This window comes from Maribellus sp. CM-23 (assembly GCF_021354595.1).
Taxonomy (GTDB): domain Bacteria; phylum Bacteroidota; class Bacteroidia; order Bacteroidales; family Prolixibacteraceae; genus Draconibacterium.
On sequence record NZ_JADWYJ010000001.1, the window covers coordinates 33,548 to 45,194 of the forward strand.

The 11,647-nt window shown below is 43.3% G+C and carries 11 protein-coding genes; 2 read left to right on the top strand and 9 right to left on the bottom strand.

Annotated features, from left to right (window positions below):
* Positions 1-36: 36 nt before the first annotated feature.
* Together INQ51_RS00140 and lgt are read right to left on the bottom strand one after the other, a co-directional pair.
* Positions 37-1,110 carry a serine hydrolase domain-containing protein gene (locus INQ51_RS00140; RefSeq protein WP_233375864.1) on the bottom strand — a complete coding sequence of 358 codons (1,074 nt, stop codon included), beginning with the start codon at positions 1,108-1,110 and terminating at the stop codon, positions 37-39.
* A 60-nt stretch (positions 1,111-1,170) separates the two neighbouring features.
* On the bottom strand, positions 1,171-2,010 hold the full coding sequence (gene lgt / locus INQ51_RS00145) for a prolipoprotein diacylglyceryl transferase (RefSeq protein WP_233375865.1): 840 nt from the start codon (positions 2,008-2,010) through the stop codon (positions 1,171-1,173).
* 168 nt (positions 2,011-2,178) lie between these two features.
* Here lgt and INQ51_RS00150 point away from each other — a divergent pair, with 168 nt between their 5' ends.
* Positions 2,179-3,216, top strand: a complete 1,038-nt coding sequence (locus INQ51_RS00150; RefSeq protein WP_233375866.1) for a rhodanese-related sulfurtransferase — start codon at positions 2,179-2,181, stop codon at positions 3,214-3,216.
* A gap of 61 nt (positions 3,217-3,277) precedes the next feature.
* The gene (locus INQ51_RS00155) at positions 3,278-4,252 is read left to right on the top strand and encodes a tRNA dihydrouridine synthase (RefSeq protein ID WP_233375867.1); all 975 of its coding nucleotides are present in this window, start codon (positions 3,278-3,280) and stop codon (positions 4,250-4,252) included.
* A gap of 78 nt (positions 4,253-4,330) precedes the next feature.
* Here INQ51_RS00155 and INQ51_RS00160 read toward each other — a convergent pair whose 3' ends face one another.
* The 7 genes from INQ51_RS00160 to INQ51_RS00190 form a co-directional block, all read right to left on the bottom strand.
* On the bottom strand, positions 4,331-4,945 hold the full coding sequence (locus INQ51_RS00160; RefSeq protein WP_233375868.1) for a DUF2202 domain-containing protein: 615 nt from the start codon (positions 4,943-4,945) through the stop codon (positions 4,331-4,333).
* Between the two features lie 41 nt (positions 4,946-4,986).
* Entirely contained in the window at positions 4,987-6,144 is a 1,158-nt protein-coding gene (locus INQ51_RS00165; RefSeq protein WP_233375869.1) for a hypothetical protein, read from the bottom strand.
* Between the two features lie 167 nt (positions 6,145-6,311).
* Complete coding sequence (locus tag INQ51_RS00170) at positions 6,312-6,779, bottom strand: response regulator transcription factor (RefSeq protein ID WP_233375870.1); 468 nt, start codon at positions 6,777-6,779, stop codon at positions 6,312-6,314.
* A 513-nt stretch (positions 6,780-7,292) separates the two neighbouring features.
* Positions 7,293-8,768, bottom strand: a complete 1,476-nt coding sequence (gene ilvC, locus INQ51_RS00175) for a ketol-acid reductoisomerase (protein ID WP_233375871.1) — start codon at positions 8,766-8,768, stop codon at positions 7,293-7,295.
* 236 nt (positions 8,769-9,004) lie between these two features.
* Positions 9,005-9,901, bottom strand: a complete 897-nt coding sequence (locus INQ51_RS00180; RefSeq protein ID WP_233375872.1) for a hypothetical protein — start codon at positions 9,899-9,901, stop codon at positions 9,005-9,007.
* A gap of 107 nt (positions 9,902-10,008) precedes the next feature.
* Entirely contained in the window at positions 10,009-10,890 is an 882-nt protein-coding gene (locus tag INQ51_RS00185) for an AraC family transcriptional regulator (RefSeq protein WP_233375873.1), read from the bottom strand.
* Between the two features lie 6 nt (positions 10,891-10,896).
* Positions 10,897-11,568, bottom strand: a complete 672-nt coding sequence (locus INQ51_RS00190; protein ID WP_233375874.1) for an outer membrane beta-barrel protein — start codon at positions 11,566-11,568, stop codon at positions 10,897-10,899.
* Positions 11,569-11,647 lie beyond the last annotated feature (79 nt).

Genomic DNA, 11,647 nt, shown 5'->3' on the forward strand with positions numbered 1-11,647 from the left:
CACGATATTTAACCCGGATTCAAACTCCGGGTTTTTTTATTGCTTTTTAGTTAAAAGAATCTCAGCCACTTTGTGCAGTTCCTTCCCCACTTTTGCACGGGTGTCGTTGGTAATCACAGCAACAACCATCTTTTCTTCCGGATAAATAATCAGGTTACTGCAACCACCTACCGAGCCGCCTCCGTGTCCATAATAAGGCCTTCCGTATTCATCAACACCCGAAAAGAACCCCATACCGTATTCGGTCTTTTCGCCGTTTTTCAAACTCTGCGGCGTAACCAGTTGTTGCTTTACTTCTTCTGAAAAAAGAGTATTCTGAAGCATTGCATTTCCAAACTTCACCAGATCTTCCGAAGTGGAAATAAAACCGCCGCCTGCCCACTTGTAGCTGTTATCGACATACGGCGCATTGATCACCTTTCCTTCAGCCATATCGTAATAACCGGCGCGGTAAAGTATCAGTGAATCCATGTGTTCGGCCAAAGTCTCGGTCATTCCTAGCGGATCAAAAACCCGGGTTTGCATAAAATGAAGGAAGTCCTCCCCTGCTGCACCTTCAATAACGGCACTCAAAAGATTAAAGCCGTAACTCGTGTAACGGTAAGCGGTCCCCGGCTCAAACAGCAAGGTATCGTTCATAAAAATTTCCAGCCCTTCATTAACTGTTGGATAATATTTCGCCGACAGAAACTCATCGCCGTTGTAATGCCGTATTCCGGCCTGATGGCCCGCTACCTGCCGGGTGGTCATCGCATATTTCTTTTCGGGGAAATAGGGTGCGTATTTTTGTACCGGGGCATCCAGGTCAATCTTTCCCTCTTCTATCAAAACACCCAAGGCAGCTGCAGTAAGGGCTTTGGAAATACTTCCGATCCTGAATTTGGTTTTATCGGGATAAACAGGCACCTGCTGTTCGTAATTCCCGAGTCCAAAACCTCTTGAGAATACGGTGGCACCGTCAACAGAAACCGTTGCAGTCCACCCCACCGACTCACTTTCGGTACGCAGTTGTTCAATGTACTGTTCAAGCTCTTTTAGTTGGGGATCTTCTGTTTGACAGGCGCACAAAAACAGGATGCCCAATAACAGAATTGTGATCATTGATTTCATAAGTACTTGGTTTTTATTACTAAAAAAGGAATTATCTCAAAAATACGAAAATCCGATGTATTATTTGTTTTTCAAGCTCTTAGCCGTTTTCCTGATCCCACAAAAAAGAAAGCCGGCACCAATAAGCACATAAGGAATACTAAGGATCTGCCCCATGTCGAGTTTCATGCTTTCCTCAAAAGCTACCTGTCGTTCTTTGAGGAATTCGATGAAAAACCGGGCGGTAAAAATGAGCAGAAGGGCAAGCCCGAAAAAAGCCCCATTCCTGAGGTACCTGCGTTTAGTAAGGTATAGTGAAAAAGTAACTCCAAAAATCAGGAAGTAGGCCAAAGCCTCGTAAAGCTGCGCCGGATGCCGCGGAACATTATCCACCCGTTCAAAAACAAAAGCCCATGGTTGGGCAGTGGGCATTCCCAAAATTTCAGAGTTCATCAGGTTTGCCAAGCGAATAAAAGCACCGCCCAATGCAGCCACCACTGCAATTAAATCAATGGCATCAAGTAAACCATGTTTGGTTTTTCGTGAATAGATAATCAGCGCCACAATTAAACCCAGGGCGCCACCGTGGCTCGCCAGTCCTTGGTAGCCGGTAAATTTGACACCGCCACCCTCCGGAAACTTCAGAGGAAGAATCATTTCCAACGGGTGCGACAGGTAATAGGCAGGTTCGTAAAACAAACAATGCCCCAGCCGGGCACCCGCCAAAATACCTATAATCCCATACAACGAAAGCTTTTCCAGGTTTTCTGCCGGAATATTCTCGCGCTTAAAAATCCATCCCAGGATATACAGGCATAAAATCAATCCGCCTACAAACAAAAGCCCGTAGTATCGGATCGAAATTCCAAAAACATTTACAATCTCAGGGTCGGGGTTCCAATGAATATAATTTAGGATCATTCCGGGCTCGTTTAGTTATCAAGTTTCAGGTTCAATGCCGCTAAATTTAAAGAACTTTAGTTCGTTCGCAAATTATATTTCATACAAATATTTTAAGATTAATCCCTCCTTTGTTCTTTTTCTTAAAATACCTACTTTTGCCCCGCAGTTTTTAAAACGATTTTAACGATGCATTTGTACAACCGTATTAATAAAGATGAGCTAAAACAACGCCTGGCGGAAGAAACTTTCCAGCGAAAAACCATTTCGCTTTACCGTTATTTCATTTTAGATGATCCGCAAGCTTTTCGCGACGAGTTATTCCGCGACTGGTTTACATTGGATTGTTTTGGTCGTATTTACATCGCCCGCGAAGGAATAAATGCACAGATGAGCGTTCCGGAACACAACTGGGAAACTTTTCTGGAAACCTTGCAGAAGCACGAGATATTCCGTGAAATTCCGATAAAATATGCGATTGAAGACGACGGGAAATCGTTTTACAAACTCACCATTAAAGTGCGCCCCAAACTGGTGGCCGATGGCCTGGATGACGATGCTTACGATGTCACCAACGTAGGGACTCATTTAAGCGGCGTTGATTTTCATAACCACATCGGGCAAGAGAATACCGTAGTAGTGGATATGCGTAATTATTACGAAAGTGAGATCGGGCATTTTGAAGGAGCCATTTGCCCCGAAGCCGATACATTTCGTGAAGAGTTGGAGATTGTTACCGATTTACTGGAAGACCAGAAAGACAAAAAAATCCTGCTTTACTGTACTGGCGGAATTCGCTGCGAAAAAGCCAGTGCTTATTTAAAACACCAGGGTTTCAACGATGTAAATCAATTGCACGGCGGAATTCTGGAGTATGCCCGCCAGGTAAAAGCAGCCGGGCTGGAATCCAAGTTCCTGGGGAAAAACTTTGTGTTCGACGAACGTTTGGGCGAAAGTGTAAACGGCCAGGTCATCTCGCGCTGTCATCAGTGTGGAGCTACCTGCGACACACATACCAACTGTGCAAACGATGGTTGCCATATCCTGTTCATTCAATGTCCGGAATGTGCCGATAAATACCACGGTTGCTGCACACCCGAGTGTGCTCATGAAAAAGAAAACGGGACCGGACGTTCGGCGAAAGACCGTATTGTTTTTGGCAACAGCCGGAAATACAGAAAAAGTCTGTCGCTTATTCGAACGGAACAGTTAAAAGTGGCTGAATAAAATCTTATTCTACAATAATTGAAGGCTGCTGCTCCGCCATATTTCCTATTTTTGCACCGCAATGAGTAATTTCTGGAACGAATTAAAAGGCCCCGTCTTTTCACTGGCACCCATGGAGGATGTCACCGATACTGTTTTTCGCGAAATCGTAATGGGAATGGCTGCTCCCGGAAAACTTCACGTGGTTTTCACTGAGTTTACTTCCGTAGAAGGGATGAACCACCCTGTAGGTCGCGAGCGGGTTTCTGAACGCCTGATTGTGAATACGTCAGAACGTGAACTGCTAAAAAAGCTCAACATCAAGCTGGTGGCTCAAATCTGGGGGCGCGATCCGGAAATCTACCACAACATTGCCCGGTACATCACCGAAAATTACGACTTCGATGGCATCGACATTAACATGGGATGCCCGGTAAAAAAGGTGTTCAAAATTGGGGCGTGTAGCGCATTGATTGGCGACCCGCAGCGTGCCAGGGAAATTATACTCGCGACCAAAGAAGGTACATCGTTGCCTGTTAGCGTAAAAACACGGACCGGAATAAAAGAACACATCACTGAAAACTGGATCGGTAATTTACTGGAAGTTGATCCGGCCGCCATTATCCTGCACGGAAGAACTCAGCGCATGCAATCGGAAGGCGAAGCCAGCTGGGATGAAATTGCCAAAGCTGTTCAGCTTAAAAACAGCCTGAAACCGCATATTCCTTTTCATGGAAACGGCGATGTTTTTTCCTATGAACAGGGCTTAGATCGCATCCGCGAAACCGGTGTGGACGGCGTAATGGTCGGGCGCGGCATTTTTCAGAATCCGTGGTTCTTCAATCCTGAAAAAACAGATATTTCGAAAGAAGAGCGGATTGAAAAACTGCTGGAACACACGCGTTTGTTTGAATCTACCTGGAGCCCCGACAAAAACTTCAACATACTGAAACGCTTCTACAAAATTTACCTGAATAGTTTCGCGGGAGCCGCCAAAATGCGCGCCGATCTGATGGAAGTAAAAGGCTACGACGAGGTATATTCTTATTTTAAATAAGCCCCGAAAAAAACCGCCTTCCAACAAGAGAAAGCGGTTTTAATGAGGATCAGCCCCAACAATTATCAGAGTGCGGTTCTACTTCTGTTTCGATTCCACTTTACTCAAAACCCTTTCGAATGAACTCAAATGATTTCCGGAACCGTTTAACAAATGACTGTAAACCTGCAGAATATTTTTCACTTCGGTTTCAGTCATTAAACTGTTGATGTCGTTTATATCCGTCTCCTCAATCAGCACTCCAACTTCCAGGGCCGATAGAAGCCCTTCTTTTCCGTCGCTGACAAGTGAGTTGTACAAATCCTGCAAGGCCGTATTTTGAAATACGCCAATGGCCTTTCCCGCTGCCGGATCATCCAGGTCGTAAAAGTCCAGCAACCTTAAAATGGCATCGGTATGTTTTTGCTCACTTTCGCAAATATTCAGGAAAATGTTGTGTGCATACCACTGATAAAACTGATAATAGACATCGTGCGCCAGTTTTTCTTCTTCCCGCATAAAAAGAAGTCCATCTATCTCGTCGGTAGATAACTCAGCCGGCTTCTTGTTTTCATTCTTTTTGAGTTCAGCATTTTCGCTTGAACGGGCTGATTTCAGAAACTCATCCTCTGGCAGAGGAAAGTCGTTACATCCTGCGCCAATAAGCAGCAACAGGCACAACACAAAACCAACATATGTAGAAACTGTTTTCATAGCTTCAAAAATTAAATTTATTATCCAATTGCTGCTTACCGCTATTTTTTATTTCCACCTTTCGCATCATCAATGTGCACATCGATGTAGGTCAGGTTATTGGCAAAATCAATTTTAGCCACTCCTCCACCGTGCTCTGTTTCTTCGGCTGCCACTATCACTTCTTCCTCCTCAAGTGGCACTAAAATCTCTGTAGTTCCTTCTTCAAAAAAGGTATTCAGATCAACACAATTGGTACCTGTTGAATCGAAACTAAAGGTAAGGCGGTAATCTCCGGCACCGTCGTTGAGTTTTCGCACATTCCAGGTGTAGCCGTAAATCACTTTCCCTTTTACGTTTATTTCGGCAGAATAATAACCCGGCCCGTCACCCCCGTCAGCAACCGACAGATTGAAAACCGGCTCCTCAATCAGATCTTCAGAAATAGTATCGTTTTCGGTCCATCCTTCACCGGGCTGCCATACCAGCATTCCTTCTTCAATCTCGGTTCTTGGAATGTCAAGTTTTTGAATGGTGAGCCGGGCACAGGCTGAATAAACAGTGGCTTCTGTACTTTCAATGGTTAAAGCATTTTCAGAATTTTCCTGGTGCGCCACAGCCAGTCCGTGAACCTCATCAATCCCCCATCCCGAAACATGACGCATTTCGTATTGAAGCATCGTCGGCGAAAGATTGTTCTTGTACAAAACAACTTCGGTCCTCACCTTCGAATTCAAATACCAGGGAACGGATTCCAGGTTATCTCCCCAATCAATCGCATTAACTACAACCGGGGCCAAACTGCCATCTGTGGCTTCCGCCTGCCAAACGTTGTACTCATCCTTTTGCAAAAACACCTTTAACCAGCCTTCTCCGGGAATTTTGGTTACATCAACACTGTCGGAAATACTGTTGTCGATAAAATCAGTATCATCCGGATCGGGCTGGCCACTCATTGGGGTACCATCGTCGTTGGTGCCCCACCAATACCACCATTCTCCGTTTGTTACCGGCTCCACTCCGGCAGTACCTCTTAAATTCTTGGTTACACCTTCTGCCCATACAACAGGAAAAGAAAGACAGTTTCCGGCATCAACCGTTTCACCGGATTTCAAGGCCATTTCCGGGGGTTGTTCAAAGTTCTCGTCTTGGATGCATTGTGTGAAAATAAAACCAATGCCCAATACGATTACATACAACAAAAAATTACTTTTTTTCATCGCTTTTCGTTTAATTGTTTTACTACATGTGGCAAGATTTAATGCAGAGGGCCTTGGTTTTCAATCAACTAGTATTACGCAAGTTACAATTAAGCCAAATCTCAATCAATCCGCAATACGATGAAAAATAATTACTGAAAGACGAGAAAAAGTAACCGAAAGTGGTATTAATTGAGCTGACCTATAAACTTTTTATAACAGCAACCGCAATAATCGGTTTCTTCGTTCAAAAGATTTTGCCGGCACGCCAAACGCAGTAAACACAACAAGCTTTTTGCTTTGAACTTCTGGAGCAAGTTTCTACGGTGGGTTTTTACGGTAGAAGGACTAATGGATAAATCATCAGCTATTTCGGCCGTAGTTTTCATTTCAGCCAAAAGCGTCAGAATTTGCTTTTCCCGTTTGCTTATCCTTACTTCCTCCATCTCTGGGCTATCGTTAAAAACCAGGTTTGCCACCAGCGAGGAATAATATTTTTTATCGTCCGCCACTTGCTTTAGGGCAAAAATAAGCTCTTCGGCATCGCTGCATTTTAAAACGATTCCCTGGATCTTTTCATTTCGAATCAAGCGAAGAATGTACTTATTCACAATATTGGTTACCAGAAGAGTTTTAATGTTGCTGTTATGGATCATTTCATTATTTCTTATGAATTGATCTAGATTTTGGCAGGGCCAGTTGAATTCAAGAATGAGAATATCGGGATTCGGATGAGTAGATATAAGATCCGTGTTGCTTTTGGAGATAGGATATTTCCTGACTAAAAAATCGTGTCGAACAAGAATACTTTCCAAACCCTCACCAAACAACATATTTTGGTACAATATCAGTGCAAACGAGGTTGCCATCCTATTAAATACTTCTCTGCAAGTTATGAAAAATAAAGCAGACTCTTAGCAAAATAAGCAATCAATTCGCCATTTTACGAACAATACAATTTACTGACAAACAGATTTTTGACACAAAAGAAAGAAACAAAAGTTCTGAAATAGTATTTATTGCAACTTCAAGTGTTTAGCCTAAAAACAAAGCTCGCTTTTTGTTACAACAGGAAAAGAAATCTTCCAGGAATAAGTTAAGATGAAAAATAAAAGCCTGCCCCAAACGGAGCAGGCTTCCAACTATGAAAAGTCTGTTCTTCTTCTTTTCTAGATGATCGATTTCATCGCACCCATTGCTTCCCGCAATTCGGCACCAATAATTTCCACATCGTGGTAACGAATCTCTTCGTTGATGTCGATCAATTCCTTGTTATCCACGTGTGCATCGATTCCTGCGTTGAAGTTTTTACCAATCAGGTTGGTATCTATTTTCTTCATGAAATCGGTCAGCAAAGGTTTGCAGGCATGATCGAACAGGTAACAACCATATTCCGCAGTGTCAGAAATAGTACGGTTCATTTCGAACAGTTTCTTACGGGCAATGGTGTTGGCGATCAGCGGAGTTTCGTGCAACGATTCGTAATAAGCAGATTCTTCCTTGATGCCTGATTCAGTCATCACTTCAAAAGCCAGTTCCACACCTGCTTTCACAAAGGCCACCATCAACGTTCCGTTATCGAAATATTCCTGTTCACTGATTTCCACATCACCGGCCGGTGTTTTTTCAAAAGCTGTTTCGCCTGTGGCAGCACGCCAGGTCAACAATTTTGTATCGTCGTTGGCCCAGTCTTCCATCATGGTTGACGAGAACGCACCACTCATAATATCATCCATGTGTTTTTCAAACAACGGACGCATGATGTCTTTCAGTTCCTGTGCCAGTTTAAAAGCTTCCACTTTTGCCGGGTTCGACAAACGATCCATCATGTGTGTAATACCACCTAGTTTCAAAGCTTCGGTAATGGTTTCCCATCCGTACTGAACCAATTTGGAAGCATAACCGGGATCGATACCTTTTTCCACCATCTTGTCGAAACTCAGGATAGAACCGGTTTGCAGCAATCCGCAAAGAATGGTTTGCTCACCCATCAGGTCCGATTTCACCTCGGCAATAAACGATGACAAAAGAACGCCTGCTTTGTGGCCGCCTGTTCCGGCAGCATAAGCTTTGGCAATTTCCAGTCCGTCGCCATTCGGGTCGTTTTCACGGTGAACCGCAATCAACGTAGGCACGCCAAATCCGCGAACGTATTCGGCACGAACTTCTGATCCTGGAGATTTTGGAGCTACCATAATTACGGTAATATCGTCGCGCACTTGCATGCCTTCTTCCACAATGTTAAAACCGTGCGAATAAGCCAGGCAAGCACCTTTTTTCATCAAGGGAACTACCTTGTTCACCACCGGAGTATGTTGTTTATCCGGAGTAAGGTTCAAAACCAGGTCGGCTTTCGGAACCAGTTCCTCGAAAGTGCCCACTTCAAAACCATTCTCCGTAGCATTTACATACGATGCACGTTTCTGCTCAATCGCTTCCTGACGCAATGCGTAGGCTACATTCAACCCGCTATCGCGCAGGTTTAAACCCTGGTTCAATCCCTGGGCACCACAACCCAAAACAACTATTTGTTTTCCTTTTAATTTTTCTACTCCGTTTGCAAATTCACTTTCTTCCATGAAATCGCATTTTCCCAGCTGGTCTAACTGAAGACGTAAGGGAAGTGAATTGAAATAATTTGCCATCTGTTTTATTTTTTAATGATTATTCGTCTGTTATGGCTGCCGGGAAACGCTGTTAGCAGGCTTCGCGGCTTTACTTTACAAAGCAATAAAATAATAGCCAGACTGGAATGTAAATTTACGGGATTTTTAGGTAATTTTCATGGGAGCCATCAGATTAAGCCATTACCACCTCCGGAAGATAAACTTAATTTTCAATGATTTACAAATTTAAAGAAATTGCAATTTTAAAGGCAACGTTACACTCCCTTTAGTTTAAATGAATCGAGAAAATAGTTGACTGAAGTATTAAAACTATGTTTTGCAGGATAAATTACCTGTAACATGTACATGGTATTTTTTACCAAATAGCTTCTCACTTTAGCGACAGCCATTCCATTCTTTATTTCGACATTTATTTCACGCCCGGGATAGCCATTGTAATCAATCACATAAGTCGAAAGTAACCTCCCCTCCATACCCGTTACAGTACCGCCTATTGAGTTCTCAAAGAATGCCTCCAGTTGTTCTCCGCTCATTTCATCAGAATCAATCATATCCGGGTAAATTGTAAAACTAGCGCCATAAAGCAAATTGGCATCCGCCCCCAATTCAGGCTCATACATGTACATAACAACCCTTAATTCACCATTTTCGACTTCCACATCCTGAGAGAGTTCCATTGGCGTTTGGGGAAACAACATCTCAAAATTAGCTTTATCGCAGGTAAACGAATTCCAGTTAGTAGTATCAGGGGCGGCAAATTCTACCGATTCAATTTTCCGCATCTGTATGAACTCTTTTAATTCCGTTGCGGCATATTTCCCAATCTGAGTGAATACAGCTGCTACAATAGCGCCCACAATAATCCCAATCAGCTGGCTTTTTGTAAGTTTTCGCTTACGCCGTTTTGGGGGAACTGAAGATGATGCTTCACTTCTCTTCGGAGGCTTTACTACTGTTGTATTTTGCGTCGGCACATCCGATTGGCTGATGCAAACCAGCTGTTTAAAATCATCAAAATTCTTGTTTGGATTTTTACTCACCCAATCAATATAGTTATTGGGCAGATGTATTTTACATTTTCCGCAATACACCATATACTCTGAAATAACAGAATTATAATGGCCACATTTCTCACACTTTAGATAGTACATTCTGAGAGTTGATTTTTGATGAAAGTAGTAATATTTTCGATATTAAAACGGGCCGGAAATTTTATTTTCAGATTTCTTCTATGCGCTTAATTCAGCCCCTCCCAAAACTATTTTAATGATCTTGCCCGGTATTGCAATGGCGACAAACCCGTTTCACGTTTAAAAAACTTGGCAAAATAACTTTGATCGGCAAAATTCAGTTGAGCCGCAATATCTGAAACACTCAAGCTGGTATGCACCAGCAGTCGTTTTATTTCCAGTATCTGCTTGGCTTTAATAATTTCCGACGATGTTTTGCCGGTAAGACGGGTAACAGTTTGTGTCAGATGATTGGGGGTAAGCGCCATCAGATCGGCATACTGGGCCACACTCAAATTATTGCCGTAATTCTCTTCCACCAGTTGGTAGAATTTTTTTACGATCACATGTCCTTTCCCCGAAAGAACACTTTTATCGGTATCGTACAAAGCCGCACAGAAGTGCAGAATGAGATCGAGCAGCGCGTGCAACAATTCAACCGAATACCCCTCGTTTTTCTCCAGTTCTGCAATTCCCTTTTTAAAAAGGCTCTCTAGAAACACCACATCACTATCGCTTTGAAGCAACAAAGGCGGGTTATCCTGCCGGATGGTAAAGAAAAACGGAAACTCGATGAGCCGGTTGGGGTTGTTGTAATCGATCAGGTAAAACTCGGGTGTGAAAATAAAAATGAACCCTTCGATATCGTGCGAGAACTCAATTTTATGCGCCTGACCTGGTGACATAAAAAACACGCAGGGTGGTTTTATTTCGTATTTGTTGCCGTCGATTACATGCGAACCGGTTCCCCGCGCGAGGTAGAGTACCTCAAAAAAATCGTGACGGTGTGGATATTTTACCGAGAAATGCCGGTTGGCGTCGAACACTTCCACCTGGAACTGCTGACTTTCGCGCTCCTGCTTACTAAAACTGCGAAGGCTGTAAACCGGTATCCTCTCTGCTGAACTCATGCCTTGCTAGTCAGACAAAGGAAGCGCATACCCAATGGTCAGCCGGAATGCACGGTGTTTCATGCTTTGATTTTTATAGAGCACGAAAACATCCGGAAATCCATAATCATACGAAGCAGAAATATCAAACCCGCCGTAACTACGATAGCCTGCTTTGGCACTTACCCCGTAATCCAGAGGTTTCATATAATCTTCGTTTTCCGTGCTTCCCCAGGTAATTTTGAATTGTCCTCCTTCCATCTCACCTACACTGGCTACTTCTCCCCGGCCACTAACACCATAACTAACATAAGGCCCGGCCCCCACATATACTTTTGAACGAGAACGCAACTTGTAGCGGTAAAACAAATACGCAGGCATGTTTACATAAATCAGGTTTAATTTGTTTTCAATGTTGTAATCACTGATTTTCTGAGTCGTCATTTTATACTCACCCAAAAGCCCGATCGAAAAAACCAACTCTTCTTTTCGTTTCTTTTTCAGCGTTCCTTCCAGAAAAGCACCTCCATGTGCACCTGGCCCTACAAAGCTTTCATTTAAAAAGCTGTTTCCGGCAGCCTGCTCAAACGGAATCATGGAATAAGTACCACCGGCGCTTAACACAAGGTTCTGACTTCCGGCAACATAGGCAATCACACAAAAAGCGATGGTAAATAAAATTTTTGCCTGGTTCTGCATGTGGATCTGTTTTAGTTGTTGCGGCAAGATAGTGAATATTTGCGAAACAAATTTACATAATCCGCCCAGACGCCGAAGC

Bases quoted from the DNA above. Each gene is read 5' to 3' on its own strand.
- ilvC (WP_233375871.1), bottom strand. From the start codon at position 8,768: ATGGCAAATTATTTCAATTCACTTCCCTTACGTCTTCAGTTAGACCAG.
- INQ51_RS00165 (WP_233375869.1), bottom strand. From the start codon at position 6,144: ATGAAAAAAAGTAATTTTTTGTTGTATGTAATCGTATTGGGCATTGGT.
- INQ51_RS00155 (WP_233375867.1), top strand. From the start codon at position 3,278: ATGAGTAATTTCTGGAACGAATTAAAAGGCCCCGTCTTTTCACTGGCA.
- INQ51_RS00190 (WP_233375874.1), bottom strand. From the start codon at position 11,568: ATGCAGAACCAGGCAAAAATTTTATTTACCATCGCTTTTTGTGTGATT.
- INQ51_RS00160 (WP_233375868.1), bottom strand. From the start codon at position 4,945: ATGAAAACAGTTTCTACATATGTTGGTTTTGTGTTGTGCCTGTTGCTG.
- INQ51_RS00170 (WP_233375870.1), bottom strand. From the start codon at position 6,779: ATGATCCATAACAGCAACATTAAAACTCTTCTGGTAACCAATATTGTG.
- INQ51_RS00140 (WP_233375864.1), bottom strand. From the start codon at position 1,110: ATGAAATCAATGATCACAATTCTGTTATTGGGCATCCTGTTTTTGTGC.
- lgt (WP_233375865.1), bottom strand. From the start codon at position 2,010: ATGATCCTAAATTATATTCATTGGAACCCCGACCCTGAGATTGTAAAT.
- INQ51_RS00180 (WP_233375872.1), bottom strand. From the start codon at position 9,901: ATGTACTATCTAAAGTGTGAGAAATGTGGCCATTATAATTCTGTTATT.
- INQ51_RS00150 (WP_233375866.1), top strand. From the start codon at position 2,179: ATGCATTTGTACAACCGTATTAATAAAGATGAGCTAAAACAACGCCTG.
- INQ51_RS00185 (WP_233375873.1), bottom strand. From the start codon at position 10,890: ATGAGTTCAGCAGAGAGGATACCGGTTTACAGCCTTCGCAGTTTTAGT.